This is a genomic window from Citrobacter braakii (assembly GCF_009648935.1).
GTDB classification, from domain to species: Bacteria; Pseudomonadota; Gammaproteobacteria; order Enterobacterales; family Enterobacteriaceae; genus Citrobacter; species Citrobacter braakii.
The window spans coordinates 4579808-4600822 of the sequence record NZ_CP045771.1 but is presented as its reverse complement, the minus strand read 5'-3'; the positions used below and the strand labels follow the sequence as shown (position 1 = coordinate 4600822).

At 51.2% G+C, this 21015-nt stretch carries 18 protein-coding genes and 1 tRNA gene; 13 read left to right on the top strand and 6 right to left on the bottom strand.

Going from position 1 to position 21015, the window contains the following annotated elements:
* Window positions 1-318 precede the first annotated feature (318 nt).
* The 6 genes from fimA to sfmF all read left to right on the top strand — a co-directional run bounded on the left by fimA (window position 319) and on the right by sfmF (window position 6388).
* Window positions 319-873, top strand: coding sequence for a type 1 fimbrial major subunit FimA (fimA, locus tag GFC06_RS21720; protein ID WP_032931075.1), 555 nt, complete (start codon window positions 319-321; stop codon window positions 871-873).
* A 77-nt stretch (window positions 874-950) separates the two neighbouring features.
* Window positions 951-1484 carry a type 1 fimbrial protein subunit FimI gene (gene fimI / locus GFC06_RS21715; protein ID WP_019076203.1) on the top strand — a complete coding sequence of 178 codons (534 nt, stop codon included), beginning with the start codon at window positions 951-953 and terminating at the stop codon, window positions 1482-1484.
* A gap of 41 nt (window positions 1485-1525) precedes the next feature.
* The gene (gene fimC, locus GFC06_RS21710; RefSeq protein ID WP_016152127.1) at window positions 1526-2218 is read left to right on the top strand and encodes a type 1 fimbria chaperone FimC; all 693 of its coding nucleotides are present in this window, start codon (window positions 1526-1528) and stop codon (window positions 2216-2218) included.
* 7 nt (window positions 2219-2225) lie between these two features.
* Entirely contained in the window at window positions 2226-4847 is a 2622-nt protein-coding gene (locus GFC06_RS21705) for a fimbrial biogenesis usher protein (RefSeq protein ID WP_153690651.1), read from the top strand.
* Between the two features lie 4 nt (window positions 4848-4851).
* On the top strand, window positions 4852-5859 hold the full coding sequence (gene fimH / locus GFC06_RS21700) for a type 1 fimbria D-mannose specific adhesin FimH (RefSeq protein ID WP_047501858.1): 1008 nt from the start codon (window positions 4852-4854) through the stop codon (window positions 5857-5859).
* Window positions 5852-6388, top strand: coding sequence for a fimbria assembly protein (gene sfmF, locus GFC06_RS21695; RefSeq protein ID WP_153690650.1), 537 nt, complete (start codon window positions 5852-5854; stop codon window positions 6386-6388). The genes fimH and sfmF overlap by 8 nt, the downstream gene beginning before the upstream one ends.
* Before the next feature lie 49 nt (window positions 6389-6437).
* On the opposite strand, the gene fimZ is transcribed toward sfmF, so the two are convergent.
* From fimZ to fimW, 3 genes are all read right to left on the bottom strand, one after another.
* A complete protein-coding gene (gene fimZ / locus GFC06_RS21690) occupies window positions 6438-7070 on the bottom strand; it encodes a fimbria biosynthesis transcriptional regulator FimZ (RefSeq protein ID WP_016152131.1) in 633 nt (210 codons plus the stop codon).
* Window positions 7071-7657: 587 nt separating this feature from the next.
* Window positions 7658-8380: a fimbria biosynthesis regulator FimY gene (gene fimY, locus GFC06_RS21685; RefSeq protein WP_047501853.1), complete on the bottom strand. Its 723-nt coding sequence runs from the start codon at window positions 8378-8380 to the stop codon at window positions 7658-7660.
* Window positions 8381-8765: 385 nt separating this feature from the next.
* A complete protein-coding gene (fimW, locus tag GFC06_RS21680) occupies window positions 8766-9359 on the bottom strand; it encodes a fimbria biosynthesis transcriptional regulator FimW (protein ID WP_016155913.1) in 594 nt (197 codons plus the stop codon).
* A 36-nt stretch (window positions 9360-9395) separates the two neighbouring features.
* On the opposite strand from fimW, the gene GFC06_RS21675 reads away from it, so the two are divergent.
* Both GFC06_RS21675 and GFC06_RS21670 read left to right on the top strand, forming a co-directional pair.
* Window positions 9396-9575, top strand: coding sequence for a hypothetical protein (locus GFC06_RS21675; protein ID WP_016152134.1), 180 nt, complete (start codon window positions 9396-9398; stop codon window positions 9573-9575).
* A gap of 39 nt (window positions 9576-9614) precedes the next feature.
* A tRNA-Arg gene (locus GFC06_RS21670) sits at window positions 9615-9691 on the top strand.
* Window positions 9692-9699: 8 nt separating this feature from the next.
* Here GFC06_RS21670 and torS read toward each other — a convergent pair.
* Window positions 9700-12486, bottom strand: a complete 2787-nt coding sequence (gene torS / locus GFC06_RS21665) for a TMAO reductase system sensor histidine kinase/response regulator TorS (RefSeq protein ID WP_153690649.1) — start codon at window positions 12484-12486, stop codon at window positions 9700-9702.
* An 82-nt stretch (window positions 12487-12568) separates the two neighbouring features.
* On the opposite strand from torS, the gene torT reads away from it, so the two are divergent.
* Window positions 12569-13600 carry a TMAO reductase system periplasmic protein TorT gene (gene torT, locus GFC06_RS21660; RefSeq protein WP_016152136.1) on the top strand — a complete coding sequence of 344 codons (1032 nt, stop codon included), beginning with the start codon at window positions 12569-12571 and terminating at the stop codon, window positions 13598-13600.
* Here torT and torR read toward each other — a convergent pair.
* Window positions 13573-14265 (bottom strand): two-component system response regulator TorR, encoded by a 693-nt coding sequence (gene torR, locus GFC06_RS21655; protein ID WP_016152137.1) that lies wholly within the window; start codon window positions 14263-14265, stop codon window positions 13573-13575. The two genes, torT and torR, sit on opposite strands and share 28 nt — an antisense overlap.
* Before the next feature lie 131 nt (window positions 14266-14396).
* Between torR and torC the strand changes: the two genes are divergently transcribed.
* The 3 genes from torC to torD are packed head-to-tail and all read left to right on the top strand — an operon-like array spanning window position 14397 to window position 18716.
* Window positions 14397-15575 carry a pentaheme c-type cytochrome TorC gene (torC, locus tag GFC06_RS21650; RefSeq protein WP_016152138.1) on the top strand — a complete coding sequence of 393 codons (1179 nt, stop codon included), beginning with the start codon at window positions 14397-14399 and terminating at the stop codon, window positions 15573-15575.
* On the top strand, window positions 15565-18105 hold the full coding sequence (gene torA, locus GFC06_RS21645; RefSeq protein WP_049282492.1) for a trimethylamine-N-oxide reductase TorA: 2541 nt from the start codon (window positions 15565-15567) through the stop codon (window positions 18103-18105). The genes torC and torA overlap by 11 nt, the downstream gene beginning before the upstream one ends.
* Window positions 18102-18716 (top strand): molecular chaperone TorD, encoded by a 615-nt coding sequence (gene torD / locus GFC06_RS21640; RefSeq protein WP_153690648.1) that lies wholly within the window; start codon window positions 18102-18104, stop codon window positions 18714-18716. Before torA ends, torD begins: the two co-directional genes overlap by 4 nt.
* Window positions 18717-18956: 240 nt before the next feature.
* Here the strand turns inward: torD and uspF are convergent, their stop codons facing one another.
* Window positions 18957-19385 (bottom strand): universal stress protein UspF, encoded by a 429-nt coding sequence (uspF, locus tag GFC06_RS21635; RefSeq protein WP_016152141.1) that lies wholly within the window; start codon window positions 19383-19385, stop codon window positions 18957-18959.
* 528 nt (window positions 19386-19913) lie between these two features.
* On the opposite strand from uspF, the gene GFC06_RS21630 reads away from it, so the two are divergent.
* Window positions 19914-21008 (top strand): NapC/NirT family cytochrome c, encoded by a 1095-nt coding sequence (locus GFC06_RS21630; RefSeq protein ID WP_016155916.1) that lies wholly within the window; start codon window positions 19914-19916, stop codon window positions 21006-21008.
* Window positions 21009-21015 lie beyond the last annotated feature (7 nt).

The following is a 21015-nucleotide window of genomic DNA, read 5'->3' as shown; positions in this document are numbered from 1 at the left end:
TATGAGGGATTTTACCTCATTCCTACCCAGATTTTTCCTGGGTCCCATTAAGAATTAGCCAGGGTCATTAAAAGGATTTGCAGGTATTTTTCATTAATTGAAATGTTTAATTTATCGCTGTGACGAATAGTCATATTCGCGAGGAATAATTAGTGAATCAAATACTCAGGAGAATTGGGGTAAAAGGTTAGCTAATTCTCATGCGATATATATCTTTACAGGATGCAGAGATAATTAGCCTGACATTTAATGTCGATAATGATTCAAACGGATCCCGCAGGATGCTGGAGCCGGATGTGTGTAATTCAAGGGAAATCCATGAAACGTAAATTAATGACCTCTTCTGTTATTGCCAGCCTGATGTTAGTCGCCGGTGCAGCGGTTGCAGCCGATCCGGTAAGCGTTAGCGGCGGTACTGTGCATTTTGAAGGTGAACTGGTCAATGCAGCCTGTGCAGTCAGTACTCAGTCATCCGATCAGGTTGTGACGTTAGGCCAGTATCGTACTGCCAGTTTTGCCGCAGTGGGTGACACTACAGCACAAATTCCGTTCTCTATCGTGCTGAACGACTGTGACCCGAACGTTGCCGCAACCGCAGCCGTTGCTTTCTCTGGCCAGTCCGATAATACCAATAACAACCTGCTGGCCGTCTCTTCTGCAGACAACGGTACCACTGCGGGCGGTGTTGGGATTGAAATTCTGGACAATACGTCCACCGCGCTGAAGCCGGATGGCGCAACCTTCTCTACCGCTCAGGCGCTGGTAGAAGGGACCAACACCCTGCGTTTCTCTGCGCGTTACAAAGCCACTGCCGCAAGCGCAACGCCGGGTCAGGCAAATGCCGACGCGACGTTCATCATGAAGTACGAATAAGCCGTTTTGATTTGCGCAAGGAAGACGTTCGCCTCAATGGATGAGGCAATATCCGGGGATGATGAAGGATGCGGCAGATGATAGGGAAAGGCGTGGCGCTGGCGGGAATGCTGTGCGTAATGCCTGTGCTTTCACATACGGTAATACTGGAAAGTGGCCGCGTCCACTTACGGGGGCAGCTCGTCAACGGCGCCTGTACGGTCGCCACTGACAGTCAGGATATGCGGGTGCAAATGGGGCAGTATCGCACCAATGCTTTCTCTGGGACGGGAAGCTTCGCCTCTACCAGCGTACCGTTTTCACTGCGCTTAACGTCGTGCAGCTCCGATGTTTATGACCATGTTGGGATTGCGTTTGCGGGCGTGACGCCAGCGGAAGATCCGCAGGTTTTTCTTGCCAGCGGCGATGCGTCTGCGGCTTCGGGGATTGGCCTGGCGTTATTTGACGAGCGCCAACGGCAAATTATACCGAATGCCCTGCCGCTTCATTATGTGCCGATTATAACGCAAGAGATGACGTTTCATTTCACTGCCCGCTATCGGGCTGTCTCGGAAAATATAACGCCGGGAACGCTTCGCTCAGACGTGTGGTTTACGTTGGTTTATCCCTGATTTATTTCCCAACGATAATCGCATCAAAGGTATTTTTAGCTATGTTTAATTATCTAAAATCAGGTTTTATCCTTTTATTGGCCTTATTTTCTGCTGCCAGTGTTCAGGCTGCCGGAGGCATTGCATTAGGCGCCACTCGCGTTATTTATCCGGCCGATGCTAAACAAACGTCCCTGTCTATTAGCAATAGCGATACCAAAGAACGTTACCTGGTTAATTCATGGATTGAGAATAGCGCCGGCGCTAAAGAAAAATCGTTTGTGGTTACGCCTCCGCTGTTTGTTAGTGAACCCAAAAGCGAAAACACGCTGCGTATCATCTATGCCGGTGAACCGCTGCCCAAAGACCGTGAGTCGCTGTTCTGGATGAACGTCAAAGCCATTCCGTCAGTCAATAAAAACAGCCTTGAGGGCAAAAACGTTCTGCAACTGGCGATTCTGTCACGCATCAAACTTTTCGTTCGTCCGAATAATCTGCCGCAAATCCCGGAAGATGCACCAGGAATGCTGACCTTTTCCCGCTCCGGCAACCACCTGAAAATCAACAATCCGTCAGCGTACTACGTCACGTTGGTCAATCTCAATGTGGGGAAAACGAAGGTCGATAACGTGATGGTTGCGCCGAAAAGCGATGCGCAGGTCCTGCTACCCACGGGCGTTCAGGGCAACGTCACGTTCCAGACGGTCAATGATTATGGCGCTGTGACCCCGGCCAAAACGGTTAGTGTGCGTTGAGATAACGATGAATAAGACAACGTATTTTCCTGGCCTGTTACCGGGGGTTACGCCACCGCTGGCGGGGGTGGCGTTGTCCACGCTGGCGGCGCTCTTTCCCTCTCTAAGCTATGGGGAAAGCTATTTTAATCCGGCCTTTTTATCTGCGGATACGGCAACCGTGGCGGATTTATCACGTTTTGAAAAAGGCAATCACCAGCCTGAAGGCGTTTATCGCGTGGATATCTGGCGCAACGATGAGTTTGTTGCCACTCAGGATATTCGTTTTGCTACCAGTGCGGGAAAAGCCGGGGAGAAGTCCGGTGGGCTGATGCCGTGCTTTGGACTCGACTGGGTGAAGCGCCTTGGCGTCAATATCGCCGCGTTTCCGGCACTCAGTAAGGATCCGAACGATACCTGTATCAATCTACCTGAGGCGATTCCCGGCAGCGAGATTGCGTTTGATTTTTCTACCCTGCGCTTAAACGTCAGCCTGCCACAGGCGTCAATGTTAAACAGTGCGCGCGGCTATATTCCACCGGAAGAGTGGGATGAAGGGATCCCGGCCGCGCTGGTTAACTACAGCTTTACCGGCAGCCGCGGCAGTGATACTGACAGTTATTTCCTCAGTATGCTCAGTGGTCTGAACTATGGCCCCTGGCGGCTGAGAAACAACGGTGCGTGGAGCTACTCCAAGGGCGACGGATACCACTCACAAAGCTGGAAAAACATCGGTACATGGCTTCAGCGCGCAATTATCCCGCTGAAGGGCGAACTGGTGATGGGCGACAGCAACACTGGCAACGACGTTTTTGACAGCGTCGGGTTTCGCGGTGCGCGGCTCTATTCCTCAGACAGTATGTATCCCGACAGCTTACAGGGCTACGCGCCTACCGTGCGCGGCATTGCGCGTACCGCAGCGAAACTGACCATTCGTCAGAATGGCTATGTGATTTATCAAAGCTATGTTTCACCCGGCGCTTTCTCGATAACCGATCTCAACCCAACGTCATCCAGCGGTGATCTTGAGGTCACGGTGGATGAGAAGGACGGCAGCCAGCAACGCTATACGGTGCCGTACTCCACCGTTCCCTTATTACAGCGAGAAGGGCGTTTCAAATATGACGTTGTCGCCGGGGATTTTCGCAGCGGCAATAGCCAGCAATCTTCACCGTTCTTTTTTCAGGGAACATTAATTGCCGGGTTACCAGAGGGCTATACCGCATACGGTGGTACGCAGTTGGCCTCACGTTACACTGCGGTGGTTTTAGGCACCGGTCGAAACCTGGGGGACTGGGGGGCGGTTTCTGTCGATCTCACCCATGCGCGCAGCCAACTGGCGGATGACAGTACGCACCAGGGGCAGTCGCTACGTTTCTTGTATGCGAAATCGCTGAACAATTTTGGCACTAACTTCCAGCTGTTGGGGTATCGCTACTCAACGCGTGGCTTCTATACCCTCGACGATGTGGCGTATCGCAGTATGGAAGGCTATGAGTACGAATACGACAGTGAGGGCAATCGCCACGACGTGCCCAATGTGACGAGTTACCACAACCTGAGCTACAGCAAAAAGGGCCGTTTCCAGATTAACATTTCGCAGAATCTGGGGGATTACGGATCGCTGTATATCTCGGGTAGTCAGCAGACGTACTGGAATACTTCAGACACCAATACCTGGTATCAACTGGGCTATGCCAGCGGCTGGCAGGGGATTAGCTATTCACTCTCCTGGTCGTGGAATGAATCGGTTGGCATCTCCGACACCGACCGTATTCTGGCGTTCAATATGTCAGTACCGTTCAGCCTGCTGAGCGGACGGCGTTACTCGCGTGATAACGCCCTCGATCGCACCTACGCCACCTTTAATGCCAACCGTAATAGCAACGGACAGAACAGTTGGCAGAGCGGGATCGGCGGTACGTTGCTGGATGGGCGCAATCTGAGCTACAGCGTGAATCAGGGGCACAGCAGCACCAATGGCTATAGCGGAAACGCCAGCGCCAACTGGCAGGCGGCCTATGGCACGCTGGGCGTGGGTTACAACTACGACCGTGACCAGCATGACTACAACTGGCAGCTCTCCGGCGGCGTGGTGGGGCATGCGGACGGCATTACGCTCAGTCAGCCTCTGGGCGATACCAACGTGCTGATTAAAGCGCCGGGCGCGCAGGGTGTACGGATAGAGAACCAGACCGGCGTTCAAACCGACTGGCGCGGATACGCGGTGATGCCATATGCCACCGTCTATCGCTATAACCGCGTCGCGTTAGACACCAATTCCATGAACAACAATACCGATGTGGAGAATAACGTCAGTAGCGTAGTGCCAACGAAAGGGGCGCTGGTGCGGGCGGCGTTTGATACACGAATCGGTGTGCGGGCGCTGATTACCGCCAAACATGCCGGTAAACCAGTGCCGTTTGGCTCCGTCGTGCGTGAAAACACCAGCGGCGTGACCAGCATGGTGGGTGAAGACGGGCAAATCTACCTGAGCGGCTTGCCGCTAAAAGGCGAGTTGTTGATCCAATGGGGGGAAGGCGCGAACGCACGCTGCGTGGCGCGCTATGCCTTGCCAGAGGAGAGCCTGAAACAAGCGGTAACGCTCACGAACGTGACGTGCGAATCTCCGTCAGCACGACAGGAATAATACGATGAAACGACAAACGGGTTTGTTACTGGGAAGCGCTTTACTGCTGATGACCCATTCGTCCTGGGCGACGGTCTGCCAAAACTCGAATGGCACGTCAACGGATGTTTTTTACGATCTGTCGAATGTCTTCAACAGTAGTAACAACCAGCCGGGACAGGTGGTGACGTTACCGGAAAAATCTGGCTGGGTTGGCGTGAAGGCCACCTGTCCGGCCGGGACAACGGTAAATTACACCTATCGAAGCTATGCCACTGAACTTCCGGTGCAAAGTACCGAAGGCGGTTTTCAGTATCTGAAGCTCAATGACTACCTGCTGGGGGCCATGAGCATAACTGATGACTATGCCGGGTTATTTTATCCCCCGCGTAATTACATTCGCATGGGGACTCACCCAAACGTACCTAAGCAGCAGCCTTTTGGCGTGATGGATTCAAAGCTGGTGTTTAAGCTCAAAGTGATCCGCCCGTTTATTAACATGGTGCCGATTCCGCGGCAGACGATGTTTAGCGTCTATGTCACGACCAGTACCGGAGATGCGCTAAGCGTGCCGGTTTATACCATCAGCTACAGCGGCAAGGTGGAGGTTCCACAAAACTGCGAAGTAAACGCCGGGCAGATTGTTGAGTTTGATTTTGGTGATATTGGCGCATCGCTGTTTAGCAAGGCAGGGGCGGGAAACCGGCCTGAAGGCATCAATCCGCAGACCAAAACGGTGGCGATAAAATGTACCAACGTCGCTGCACAGGCCTACTTAACCATGCGTGTAGAGGCCGAGAAAGCCACCGGGCAAATGATGGTATCTGACAACCCGGATTTAGGTTTTATTGTCGCCGACAGCAGCGGTAAACCGCTAACGCCCAATAATCTGTCCAGCACTATCCCGTTTCAACTGGATGATAACGCCGCGGCGAGCGTGGGGATCCGAACATGGCCGGTCAGCGTAACGGGCAATAAGCCTACCGAAGGACCTTTTACAGCCCGTGGCTATCTGCGAGTGGATTATGACTAACAAACAAACGCCAGCCGCAGGGACACTTCTGGCAATGGTGTGCCTGCTGACATTCAGCTCGTTTTGCCATGCCGCTTCGTCGCTGGGGGAAATCAATATTGAACTGCGCGGTAACGTGGTGGACTTTACGTGCGCGGTAATTGCCGGCGACAGCAATAAGTCTGTGGAGCTAGGCTCCTGGGCGACAAAGCAGCTTCAGACCAGCGGAGATACCACTCAACCAGTCGCGTTTACGCTGAAGCTAGAAGGCTGCCCGCCGGGTTCCGCTTCGATAACGTTTACCGGAACTCCGGCCCCGGGCACGACGTTGCTGGCGCTTGATGACGCGGTGATGGCGCAAAAGGTGGCGATCGAACTGCACGACAGCGACCGTACGCGATTGCCGCTCGAGCAGGCCAGCCAGACCGTGGGGATTGATGAGAACGGCAACGCCACGCTGACCTTTTTCGCAAACTATATCGCGTTAGCTGCTGGGGTTCAGCCTGGCATTGCCAAGGCTGATGCCACGTTCATGATTAACTATAACTAATCAATGCGCTAACAAAACACTCCCGAACGAAATCTCGCCGGGAGTGTTATTACATTAATTCATGCATTTTTGCGTAATCGATCAGCTCAACGATGGTGTGCAACCCGAGCTTGGAGTAGATATTAGCCTTGTGAGCGCTAATCGTTTTATTGCTGAGTAACAACTGCTCAGCAATTTCCTTATTGGATAGCCCGTTTGCCAGATAACGCAAAACGGTAACTTCACGGTTAGAGAGCGGCATGTCATGTAAGACGCCTTTTTGTGCATTTATATTGTTAATGAAATTAAGGGTATCCGAAGGGAAAAAGGAATATCCCGATAAAATCATTTTTACCGCATTGTAGATATCATTGAGATCCTTTCGTTTACTGACAAACCCATTTGCACCGGCCCGGATAGCACGCCCGGCATAAAACGACTCGGATTTTGAGGACAGAAACAGTACCCGAGTTTTCTCCTGCAATGATTTTATTCTTTTGAGTAATGTAAACCCATCAGAACCAGGCAGTTCAATATCCAGGATGACAAGATCGACCGGGTACGTGCGCAGGTGTTCTATTGCCGTACGGCTGTCATCGGTTTTCAACACTACCTGAATATTACTGTTTTTCTCGAGTAGTACTTCTATCGACATTCTGACAATAGGGTGTTCGTCCATAATGATAACGGATGCTGGTTTCATTGTTGTATGCCTCAAACTGTTTGCGTATCTTGCGAATTTGATAAAACATCAGGCGTTATAATATTGTCAAATAGCCAAGAATTGTTCTGAGGGAGAGCCGAATAAATATTATTTCATCCTTGTTTATTCGGTTGTTCTTCTGCAGAACAATGAATTTGTGGAAAATCCATTTCACACCGGGAAAACTAACAATTAATCAGGAAACTGTGGGGATTATACCTGCTCTGCTCATTCGGAAAAGACTTACAACATCCCGGTTGTTAATGTCAGTTAGGATATTCTGAAAGATCCAGATGTGTTAATGACTATTGGTATTATTTATCTGCGGTTCGAATTATGGCAGATTGAAAATTTTTTTTAAACAGTAAAAACGACACAATAAACCAATTGTTTAGGTTTTGTTAAGACTGCAATGGGACTATTTTCTATTGAAATGCACAGGATCAGTAAGGTTAAGTGTGGTAGTGGCTCCAGGCATAATACCAGGAATAGTTGTAAATATTAAATATTTGTAAAAATTAGATCTGTTTTCTTATTTGAAAATAAGTAATTTCCTAAAAAATCTTATAGCACAATGAGTTATGGTGTTAAATTAAATGGGTAGAGGTAACGTTGAGGCGGTGTATCAGATGCAAAAAGCGCTGCCTGCTGGGTAATCCAAGGCGCGTAATCAACTGATTCAGGCGATAAATGATACGGTGATAGGGTTGTGTCTGTAACAATGCAATCTTTTTTAAGGAGTTACCCTGTAATAGTAAGGTAATCAGCTCCCAGTCGAGCTGATTTATGCGTCTGGAATGAATATAACTAAGAACCGGAGATAATAAGGCATGACGCATCTCGGGGAGGCGCAAATTGCGTGGCAAGATATAAAATGGACCGGACAGTGTAATAAATGTAGTGAGGTCTTCATCGCGACTGGAAAGCATTATGAAGATTTGGATGTCATTATGCTTCTTAATTAGCTGGCGCAGGCTTTCAAGTATATCGAAATAAGGGGTTGTTAAGCTTTCAATGTCAATCACTAACTGGCTAATTACCGGCTCTTGCATGCTGAGCAAGGTCGATTCAACGCTCTGGAAGATCGCCGTGCGAGTACCTGAGAATAAATGTCGACTCAGCGCATAGGCCAGATAGTAGTCTGTCGTAATTATCGCCTGAGATATAGTGCCGTCTGGTAAGGTGCATTCGAGTTTTTGCGCCAGATACTCGATCCGGTCAAATACCTGTGAGGTACAGTGGGGAAATTGCCAGCTACAGTTAGCGTTTCGTATACGGCGATAGCGGTCCCGGCGTTTTGCACTGTGCATCCTTTTCCATTCCATTTCTGTTGCGGCAGGTCTGGATAAATTGCTGACTACAGACATCCCTGAACCAAACTTTTGTCAGCGCAAAGGTGAGTTGACTTATGCCGTTGGGTTTCAGTGCTTCAACAATCATCAGACTGGCGATTGCGTACCCCATCAGAATAATTTGCCGGAAGTTTTCTGATGTCTTACTCAATGCCCAAAAGATCGTTTTATCCAGTTCAACCTCTCTCTGAGATTAGATAAAATATTACCGGGTGTGTCTTTCTTTTTCCCCGGAAATAGTATGGCCGGATTATTCTCGCAGCCTGAAGCCAGGTACAGTAGGAGCCGATGCTTAATCGATGATGAGATATTTCTCAATAAAAATTAGGCAGAGATACCCCGTCTAATTTTGCAGAAAGTTCAGATGTGCGCGGATGTATCTTAAGAATTGCTGATCGTTTTTCACATGCAGCTTTTTCATAATGCTGCGGCGGGTCGCTTTGGCCTGGATATCGCTGACTGAGAGCAGATGAGCCGTTTCGGCTAACGTATACCCGCTGGCGAGAAACATTAAGAACTGGCGTTCTTCGATAGAAAAGTTGCGGGTGGTGCAGTAATGGCAGATAGTCGCGGGCACGCTAGTGCGCAGTGCGCGTTTTTGCAGGATGAGGACCAGTTTTTTGGTTATCTCGTCTACGTCATCTTCCCGATAAATCAGTGGCAACATGTACAGGCAGGGGCGGAACATCAGCTTATCTTTGTCGTTTTTGCTACAGATGACCACCCGGTGTTGGCGCCTGGTGTGGACAGGAACCATGTAACAATCGGCGCTGAGCCAATCTTCATCCAGTGAGATAAACGCGATTTCTGCGCGATCGATATCTTCGACAGGTAAAAAGCTAATCTCCTGATGCCACTGATTTGCCAGATGGGAGATGATGATTTTCAGCCCATGTTCGAAGTGACTGTTTTCTTCCTTGATGGCGATACTTAACATTAAAGAGTTCCTGACCACTGGAGAGGGGATAAAGGAATGTTAAGCAAAATCATAAATATTCTAAATACATGTATCCCTAAATCTGACGTTTTGCGGGCTGAGTTGTTACCAGGTGATTTCCTGGATACCTTTGAACGAGCAGAAAAAATCAACATTCGTACACTTCGCCAGCAACCGAAACAAAAGGCATTGACTCAGCAAGCGCTGACCGTATAATTCACGCGTTTCATCTGCATGAAGTAATCACTTCGCAATGCGCCCTTAGCTCAGTTGGATAGAGCAACGGCCTTCTAAGCCGTAGGTCGTAGGTTCGAATCCTACAGGGCGTACCATTTCAACGTCACTTCTGATGTTCAGCTTCGGCTAATCGCGACAAATTTTCTTTTGCCAACCACATTTCCACTTCTGTAAGACTTAGTTGTACTTCCTCTCTGAGTGAAAAATCAGCTAGCGGCTGCTGTTCAAGCGCTGCGCACATCCTGCTGGCAGAACGCATCCCCATGCTGGCGCAGCTGCTTTTTAGCTGATGTGCCAGACGTTTTATCTTCTCGTACTCACATGCTGCGCGCGCTGCGTCAATCTCATCTAATACAGGAAGGGTGTGTTGCTTAAAGAGCGCTAACCATTCGTGCACCTTTTGCCATCCCATTAGCTGGATATCCTCGGCTAATTGCTGGGTATCTAACCGTTGGTTGTCATTTTCTAATGCAACCGGGAGAGGGGAGTTACCGTGCAGATAATGGGTAATGAGCCGACTGAGTTCATCCCGGGGAACCGGTTTTTGAATAACGCCGAGAAACAGGGTGCTGGTTCTTTGGCTTAGCGTTTCGTCGATGACGTGTGCGCTAAAGCCTATTAGCTTTAACGTCGGAAACTCGCGGGTTAACTGTTGCGCCAGCGTGATGCCGTCGATATCCGGAAGATCAAAATCAACCAGCGCGGCATTATACTGGGTGTCTTGCTGCAGTATGGTGAGCGCCGCAGCCGCACTGTCTGCAGCCGTGACCTGGGCGCCATTGAGGGTGAGCATTTCTGTACTGATGCGCTGCGTGAGGGGGTTATCCTCGATTAGCAGTAAGCGTAAACCCTGTAACGATATGGCACGTGGAACGGATTTAGCTACCGGCATCGCGCCAGCCCGTAATGGCAGACGCAGACGAAAGCAGCTTCCGACTCCCGGCGTACTGGTGACGCTCAGTTCTCCCTGCATCGCCTGCGCAAGGCTGGCACTGATAGTGAGTCCAAGCCCGGTCCCCCCACGTTTACCGCTAACCTGAACAAACGGCTGAAAAATATCGCGCTGATGGACAGGGTCAATCCCGCATCCCGTGTCCTCAACCTCAATATACCAGTCCTGGTCTTTACATCGGCTACGCAGGGTGATGTGTCCGCGATCGGTAAAGCGCAGCGCGTTGTTTAATAGGTTAGTTATGATTTGCCGAATGCGGCGCGGATCGCCGCGTAGGGAGTCGGGGACGTCGTCGGCAAAATCCGTAACCAGCACGACCGGGCGACCCACAACGCGACCGTGCATGAGCTGAAGCGTACTTTCCAGCAAGGGTCTGGGCTCAAAAGGTTCATCGCCGATCGCCACATTTTTTCCGCCCGCTTCGATGGCGGAATAGTCCAGGATATCGTTGAGGATGGTCAGCAGAGACTCGCCAGAGTCAGTGATTGCGCGCAGATTCTCCTGATGCTGCGCCAGAGCGGGATTGTCTGAGAGCAACTGCGCAGTGCCGAGGATCCCATACAGCGGGGTGCGTATTTCATGGCTCATGGCGGCCAGAAACGCCGATTTTGCCTGGTTGGCTTTTTCGGCTTCTGCCCGCGCCTGCCGGTGTTCCGACACCATAGAACGCAGTTCGGCGGTGCGAGCTTTTACCTGAGCGGCCAGATGTTCGCGATGGCTATTAAGGGCGTGAACGCTGCCGCGAAAGGCATCCATCAACCGACCGATGGTATCCAGTTCGCGAACGCCCGCGGTTTCCGGAAATGGGGAGTCAATATCACCTTCAAGCAGACGCTGTAACGCCTGGGTTTGCTGCGCCAACGGACGCGTGACCGAGCGGTAAACTACGCGCCAAAGAATGAGAATTAACAAGCACAATGACACCGCACCTAACAGCAGCAGCAGCGTTTGCCCGCGCTGGCTGGCCTGTTTGAGATGCGCCAGCCCGGTCTGATTGCGTTGGCCAATGATTTCTACCAACTGACTGACTTCGCTACTGAAACGGGTAAATTGCTCGATATTGTTCTGCGATAAGATCTGTAAGCGGGTGGTGATGTCATTATCCTGACGATACAGGGCCAGCAGATCGACATAACGGCTTATCGAATTTACAGCGCCGGCAACCTGGGTGCGTACCACCGGATCTTCAATGCGTATTTGTCGGCGGTGAAGCACTCTGACGGCGGCATTAAGCTGGGTTTCCAGCGCTGCAAGGTTATTCTGCGCCTGGTTATTCCCCAGATTCATCACCATTTGCTGCACGCGTAGCGCGCTCAGGCGCAGTTCATTCATCTGGTTATAATATTCCAGATCGATATCGATAAGCCTGTCGAGAGCGTGTTCCGCCGCCTGCCCCTGATGGCTCTCAATCAAATCATAAATGCTTGCCTGCGTAGCGCCCGCCGAGGTGGCGGCATTACTGGCCTGACCACGCGCCATTTCGGCAACGTCGGCGGTAGCCTCAACAATATGTTGGCTGAGCTGTTGCTGCCGATCGCGCAGTTTCAGACGTTCGCCAACCAACTCCCCCTGATGGCTTAACGACTGGGCGATCTCTTTTTCCTGTTGTTCAATGGCCGACGTATCAAAGCCCTGCTCGCGCAGGGTTTTCAGTAAAGCGGTTATTTTCAGGCTTTGGGCGGTTAACATACGCCCCTGAGCCAGCCACATATTTTCATTATCTGCGGTGGTCAGATTCTGCGCGGAAAACAGTTCCCAGGCGCTGGCTTCGCTGAGCTGGCGCGCCATGTCCATGGTCGGGATCAGCGCCTGGGTATTGGCCTGCTCAACCTGGCTGACAAAACGCAGGTTATACCAGCCAACCAGCGTACTAATGAGGGTCAGTGCTGCCATCAGCCCGAAGCCTATCCACAGTCGTTTGGTCAGAGATAAATTCACTGTCGGGTCGCCACAGATTAAAAAGGTTGAGTCCAAAAGAGGAAAGCAACTAGGATAAAGCCTTATCAATGTTGAGGCTATCATGCGCGTATTGGTTTTCCTGCTTATCACACTTTTTCCCGGCTTAGGTCACGCGACCGGGTCCGCACTGCTGCGCTGGCAGGATACCCAGCAGGCAGTGCCGGAGCCGCTAACGGACGTTACTGCAAACAAAGTCTGGAAACTGTGCGCGCTGTATCCCAGCCTGAAGGATTCCTACTGGCTTTCCGTGAATTACGGCATGCTGGAGGCGGCGAAAAAATACGGCGTAAGCCTGAAGGTGCTCGAGGCGGGAGGGTATCGCCAGTTCGACACGCAAAAATCACAAATCGCTCAATGCCAGCAATGGGGCGCGGATGCCATTTTGTTGGGCAGCAGCACGACGACTTTTCCGGATTTGCAGGCGCAGGTTGGCACGCTGCCGGTTATCGAGGTGGTAAATGCTATCCATGACGCAACGGTAAAAGCCCGGGTTGGGGTTCCGTGGTTCCAGATGGGTTATCAGCCTGGCCGCTATTTGGTTAAGTGGAGCGCGGGCAAACCGCTAAAGGTCTTATTATTGCCAGGACCTGATGACGCCGGGGGCAGTCGTGAGATGGTGGCCGGATTCCGTCAGGCGATTGCCGGCAGTCAGGTGCGCATCGTGGATGTGGCGTTGGGCGATAATGATATTGAAATACAGCGTAACCTGCTGCAGGAGATGCTTGAGCGTCACCCGGATGTCGACGTGGTGGCCGGTACGGCAATTGCTGCTGAAGCGGCGATGGGGGAGAAGCGCAATCAGGGCGCGCCGTTAACTGTCGTCTCTTTTTATCTGTCGCATCAGGTGTATCGCGGGCTTAAACGCGAAAGAATCATTATGGCTGCCAGCGATCAAATGGTCTGGCAAGGTGAACTGGCGATTCAGCAGGCTATCAGAGTATTACAAGGACAACCGGTGCCGGAAAATATCAGTCCCCCGATCCTGGTGCTCACCCCGAAAAATGCCGACAGCCAGCATGTAAAGTGCTCGTTGTCACCCGGCGGATTCCGTCCTGTTTATCTGTATCAGTACACGTCGGCCGCTAAAAAATAGCCTTCCCCGTGCTGTGTCACCAGTAAATCAGCCCGCAGCTTGTGGCGTAAACGGCGGATCAGTACGTCCACGGTGCGTAAGTCCGGATTGTCTACCCGTCGTGCCGAAAGCATGCGCAGTAAACGTTCGCGACTGAGAATTTCCCCCGGATTGGTGACAAACGCGACCAGCATTTCATACTCGGCGCGGGTGAGTTTGATTGCCTCGTCGCCCAGTTCCAGAGTATGACGGGAGACGTTCAAACAATACCCGGCAAACTGATAGCAGTTGTCTTTGGCCTCCGGTCGCGCCTCGCGGGCAAGGTCGATACGCCAGAGTAAATTTTTCACTCTCACCACCAGTTCACGTAGCTCCAGCGGCTTGGTGACATAATCATCAGCCCCCATTTCCAGGCCAACGATACGGTCAATTTGGTCACTACGACCCGTTACCAGGATGATCCCCACCGTTGAGCGTTCACGCAGGGCGCGGGTCAGCATTAAGCCATTTTCATCCGGGAGATTGATATCTAACAGAATAAGATCGACAGAGTGTTGTGACATGATTTCACGCAGGCCGGCTCCGCTGGCTGTGACCGAGACGTGATAACCTTCCTGTTCAAAATAAGCCTGTAATCGTGCCTGGGTAACGGGTTCATCCTCAACAATGACAATGTGATGCGACATCCTGGTTGTTGTCTCTTTCTGTTCATATCTGTTCACATTGTGCCGTAAGCCATTCATCCTGACCAGTGTTGCCGTTCACATTTGCGAAATAAGATCCTCTGTAACTAAACCATATATTTACAGGGGCTATTATGCGGAAACTATGGAGGGCGCTGCTCAGACCGAGCGCACGTTGGTCAGTGTTGGCGCTGGTCGTCATCGGGATGGTGGTCGGTATCGCGCTGATCGTCTTACCGCACGTTGGCATTAAATTAACCAGTTCAACCGAATTTTGCGTGAGCTGCCACAGCATGCAGCCGGTTTATGAAGAATATAAACAGTCTGCGCATTTTCAGAATGCCTCCGGGGTGCGCGCAGAGTGTCATGATTGCCACATTCCATCCGATATCCCTGGCATGGTGAAACGTAAGCTGGAGGCCAGCAACGATATTTACCAGACCTTTGTTGCCCACTCTATTGATACTCCTGAGAAATTCGAAGCCAAACGTGCCGAGCTGGCGGAGCGCGAATGGGCGCGAATGAAAGAGAACAACTCCGCGACCTGTCGTTCCTGTCATAACTATGATGCGATGGATCACGCGAAACAGCACCCTGAAGCTGCGCGTCAGATGAAGATTGCGGCCAAGGACAATCAATCCTGTATTGACTGCCATAAAGGTATTGCGCATCAGCTTCCCGATATGAGCAGCGGTTTCCGCAAGCAGTTTGACCAGTTACGCGCCAACGCAAACGACGATGGCGATACGCTCTATTCCCTGGACATCAAACCTATTTATGCCGCCAAAGGGGATAAAGAACCTGCGGGCTCACTGCTGCCTGCTTCTGAAGTAAAAGTGTTAAAGCGTGACGGCGACTGGCTGCAAATTGAGATTGTGGGCTGGACAGAGAGTAACGGGCGTCAGCGCGTGCTGGCGCAATTGCCAGGTAAACGCATTTTTGTGGCCTCCATTCGTGGCGACATCCAGCAGCACGTGAAAACCCTGGAGCAAACGACCGTCGCGGAAACGAACACGCAGTGGAGCAAGCTGCAGGCCACCGCCTGGATGCAGAAGGGCGATATGGTTAACGACATTAAGCCAATCTGGGCTTATGCCGACTCGCTCTATAACGGAACCTGTAACCAGTGCCACGGCGCACCGGAGAAAGAACACTTTGACGCCAACGGCTGGATTGGCACGTTGAACGGCATGATTGGATTTACCAGTCTGGATAAACGTGAAGAACGTACCTTACTGAAATATTTGCAGATGAATGCCTCTGACACCACGGACAAGCCGCATGGCGATAAGGGAGAAAGCAATGAAAAATAACGATCTCTTTCAGGCATCTCGCCGTCGTTTTCTACTGCAGTTGGGCGGCTTGACCGTCGCTGGTATGTTAGGACCTTCGCTGCTCACACCGCGCAGCGCCAACGCCGCAGAGGTGCAGGGAACTGGCGTCAAAGAGGGGATCCTGACCGGATCTCACTGGGGGGCAATCCGCGCCACCGTGGTTGATGGGCGTTTTATTGAAGCCAAACCGTTTGAGCGTGATAAGTACCCGTCAAAAATGATCGCCGGACTGCCGGATCACGTGCATGGTGGGGCGCGTATTCGCTATCCAATGGTCCGCGTCGACTGGTTGCGTAAACGCCATCAGAGCGATACCACGCAGCGTGGAGATAACCGCTTTGTGCGCGTTTCGTGGGATGAAGCGCTGGACTTCTTCTATCAGGAGCTGGAGCGAATTCAGAAGACCTATGGCCCGAGCGCGCTGCTGACGGCCAGCGGTTGGCAATCAACCGGCATGTTCCATAACGCCTCGGGGATGCTGGCGCGCGCCATTGCGCTGCACGGCAACAGCGTAAGTACCGGGGGCGACTATTCCACTGGTGCAGCCCAGGTGATTCTGCCGCGCGTGGTCGGGTCAATGGAGGTATATGAACAGCAGACCTCCTGGCCGCTGGTGCTGAAAAACAGCAAAACGATTGTGCTGTGGGGTTCCGACCTGATTAAAAACCAGCAGGCGAACTGGTGGTGCCCGGATCATGATGTTTATGAATACTACGAACAACTGAAAGAAAAAGTGGCGCGCGGCGAGATCTCGGTTATCAGCGTTGATCCGGTCATCACCTCGACGCACGACTACCTGGGCCGCGACAAGGTTAAACACGTCGCCGTGAATCCGCAGGCCGATGTGCCGCTACAGCTGGCGCTGGCGCACACGCTTTATACCGAGAAGCTCTACGATAAGCATTTTCTCGATAACTACTGCGTAGGGTTTGAGCAGTTTCTGCCTTATCTGCTGGGGGAAAGTGACGGACAGCCTAAAGATGCCCAGTGGGCGCAAAAAATATGCGGGATTGATGCCGATACGATTCGTGAACTGGCGCGGCAAATGGCGGGCGGAAGAACGCAGATTATTGCCGGCTGGTGCGTCCAGCGTATGCAGCACGGGGAACAGTGGGCGTGGATGATCGTGGTGCTGGCCTCAATGCTTGGACAAATCGGCTTACCCGGCGGTGGCTTCGGCTTTGGCTGGCACTACAACGGCGCGGGCACACCAAGCCGCAAAGGGATTATCCTGAGCGGTTTTTCTGGCTCCACCACCGTACCTCCTGTGCATGACAGCACTGATTATAAGGGGTACAGCAGCACCATCCCGATCGCGCGTTTTATCGATGCGATTCTTGAGCCGGGTAAACAAATTAACTGGAACGGCAAAACCGTCAAGTTGCCGCCGTTGAAGATGTGCGTTTTTGCCGGGACCAACCCTTTCCATCGTCACCAGCAGATCAATCGTATTATTGAGGGCTGGCGTAAGCTGGAAACCGTTATCGCCATCGATAATCAGTGGACCTCGACCTGTCGATTCGCTGACATCGTATTGCCCGCGACGACCCAGTTTGAGCGTAACGATCTTGACCAGTATGGCAACCACTCCAACCGCGGCATTATCGCCATGAAACAGTTGGTGCAGCCGCAATTTGAAGCACGTAATGATTTCGATATTTTCCGCGATCTCTGCCGCCGCTTTAATCGTGAAGAAGCCTTTACCGAAGGGCTGGATGAGATGGGTTGGCTGAAACGGATCTGGCAGGAAGGAAGCCAGCAGGGGAAAGGGCGCGGCGTTCATCTCCCCGCTTTTGACGTTTTCTGGAATCAGCAAGAGTACGTTGAATTCGAACATCCGCAGATGTTTGTACGTCATCAGGCATTCCGCGACGACCCCGATCTTGAGCCGCTGGGCACGCCGAGCGGATTGATCGAAATTTTCTCGAAAACCATTGCCGGTATGCAGTATGACGACTGCCAGGGGCATCCGATGTGGTTTGAGAAAATCGAACGCTCACATGGTGGACCCGGGTCGCAGCGTTGGCCACTGCATCTGCAATCTGTTCACCCTGATTTCCGTCTGCACTCGCAGCTTTGTGAATCTGAAGCGCTGCGTAAGCATTATGCGGTAAGCGGTAAAGAGCCGGTGTTTATCAACCCGCAGGATGCCAGCGTCAGGGGGATTCGCAACGGTGATATTGTCCGTGTCTTTAACGCACGTGGACAAGTACTGGCCGGGGCGGTTGTCTCCGATCTCTACTCGCCAGGCGTGGCGCGTATTCATGAAGGTGCCTGGTACGACCCTGATAACGGCGGAGAAACTGGGGCGCTGTGTAAATACGGCAATCCGAACGTATTAACAATCGATATCGGCACGTCTCAACTGGCACAGGCGACCAGCGCTCATACCACGCTGGTGGAAATTGAGAAATATACCGGCAAGGTGGATAACGTGACGGCGTTCAGCGGCCCGATAAAAATGGTGGCGCAGTGCGAATATGTTCCGGCGGAGAAGGTATCGTCATGATAAAACACTCTTCCCTGACAACAGAACAGATGGCCTGCGTTTACGCCTGGCTGGCGCAGTTGTTTTCCCGGGAACGTGACGATGACAGCCTGGCATTTTTGCAGTCCAGCGAAATGGCTGAGTGGTTCGCGGTGCTAAAAGGTGAACCGTCGCTTGAAGCGGAAGTCCTTCAGCTGGAGGAGAAAATTGCTGCGCTTCAGGTGCGTGAGGACGCTACCCTCGAACTGGCGGCTGATTTTTGTAGCCTGTTTCTGATGTCGGAAAAACACGCGGCGTTACCCTATGCGTCGGCCCATCTTGAAGGAGGGCCGAATTACGGGGTCATTAAACGATTGTTAGCCGATGCTGGCATGCAGGTAAGCGAAACGTTTAGCGAGTCAGCCGATCATCTGGCAATTTTTATCGAACTGCTGAGTCATCTGCATTTTTCTCTGGGAGAGTCCGGGCTTAGCCGCCAGCGTATTGATGCGCTGCGCAGAGAAACGCTGGCGGGGCTGTTACGCTGGTTACCGGAATTCACCGCCAAATGCCGCCGCTATGATGACTTTGGTTTCTATGGCGCGCTGAGTCAGCTGTTGCTGGCACTGGTCAGGCTGGATATTCAGAACTGAGTGATGGCCTAAGCCACAGAAAAACGGAAATACATTCGTTCTAATGCTTGTCATTTTAACGAAAATGAATGGCCGTAATGAGTAACTGAGAGTGGGACATCCGGAGGCAATGAATCTGTTGCCTCCGGTATATTGCTACATTTACCGCTGAGGTGAACGGAACCCTGAGCAAGAATCACATGTGCTCAATAATGCTTAACTTATAAACGTTAGTGCAAATTCGCCCCCATTTTGACCCTATCACCGCACAACCAGCACGGGACATTTTGCATGGCGTACTACGGCAGCCGCCGTTGAACCCAGCAGATAAGTGCTAAAACCAGGCTTATGTGAGGCAATAACAATAAGCTCAGCGTCTACCGCCTCCGCCAGTTTGAGGATCTGATCCTTCGGCGGGCCGTAAACGACGTGAGTCTGACTCCTGCCTGCAGGAATATTGAACTGCTTAATAATCTCTTCGAGTTTTTCGCTGGCCTTGGCCTGCAGACCGCTTCTGTCCGGGAATTCTGTTGAGTAAGCCAGCCCCAGCGAGGCATAGAACGGAACGGTAGGAATAACGGCTAAAAAGTGGACCTTAGCGGTTTTGGCATGCGCCAGGACCTGTGGAACAACATGGCGGGTTAAATCGGTTTCAGAGATATCAATGGGCACCAGAATTGAGCGATACATATTCACTACCTCCTGTTTGTTTACCTCTACCCAGAGTGTAGCGAAAATCGAATCTGTATAATAAGTGACCAGATCAAGGTTGCATGCATAAATGCGCGTCAATGATAGGTGTGTGTCACAAGTCTTGTCGTGAATGTATATCTGAGCACAACCACAAGAGGGGTATCTTCATTAATACGTGTTATCACGTAATAGAAAAGGGTTCGTTTTTATGTTTTTTCATTATATATTTTATTATATAGCGACTATTGCCAAGGGCATAATTTTAATGCCATTCAGCACTCATCAAACTTTTATTCTGACGTTTCCATAATTAATGGTTAATTAAACCTTGGATTTGGTTTAATTATCTGAATTTAAAAAGGTATTTTATATTTAATTTCGTTCGTATTAATTATGCGAGCGCCTTCAAACTTACCCACATGCTGATTCTCATTTCCCTCTGCGTTTGATGAATATCAATAAGTAGCCGCGTTAGGGTAATTATTGTCTACCCATTAAAGGGTATTCATCTTGTGGGAATAAAAGATGAGAAAAATAAATAAAACCATCCTCGGGACGATGCTGCTGTGCATTGTTCTTGGTGCTGTTATCGTTTTGGCAGGGCAATGGACGTTGCACAAAACCTCAAGCACGGAATTCTGTTTATCGTGTCATACGATGCAGGCACCGTATGAGGAATATACCGGTTCGGTTCACTTTCAGAATCAGAAAGGTATTCGTGCAGAGTGTGCTGATTGTCATATCCCCCAGGGCGGCCTGGATTATCTGGTGGCTAAACTGCGGGCCTCAAAAGATGTTTATCATCAGTTCATAACCAAAAAAATCGATACCCCAGAAAAATTTGAAGAACACCGTCTGGAAATGGCGCAAACCGTCTGGGCACAGCTAAAAGCGAGCGATTCTGCGACCTGCCGTAGCTGTCACAGCATGGACGCGATGGATCTTGCCGCACAAAGCGCAGAGGCCCAGAAAATGCACAAAATGGGCATTGAGGAAAAGCAAACCTGTATTGATTGCCACAAAGGCGTCGCCCATTTTCCACCTGAAATAAAAATGGATGACAGCGCGCTCAAAGGGCTTGAAGCGCAGTCCGCCTCCACCCCTGCTTCGGCAACAGAGCTTTATGCCGTAAGCAACACCGCGCTGGGCGATTTGGGAACCGTTTACCCGGCAACAAAAATGCAGGTTCTGAAAACAACGGACAATACGCGACAGGTCGAGATTCGCGGTAGCCAGATGCAGGGAAATGAACAGGTCATTTACTACGCGGCAGGACAGCGTTTGATTCTTGCCAGCCTGAGTGAAAAAGGTCAGCAATCGCTGAAGATCCTCTCCGACTGGAAAAAAGATGATTACGGCAATGTTTGGCGAGATGTCGTGCTGCAGGGTGAATGGAGCGGTTCCGCTCTCGCCAGCCGTGAACCGATGTGGGATTACGCACGCAAACTCGACAATGTGTACTGCGCGGGCTGCCATGCGCCAATTCCGGCGAATCATTTCACCCTCAACGCCTGGCCTTCAGTAGCAAAAGGGATGGGCGCTCGCACCAATATCAGTGAAAACGAACTGGATATCCTGAGCCGTTACTTCCAGTACAACGCTAAAGACATGAACAAATAAGCGATAA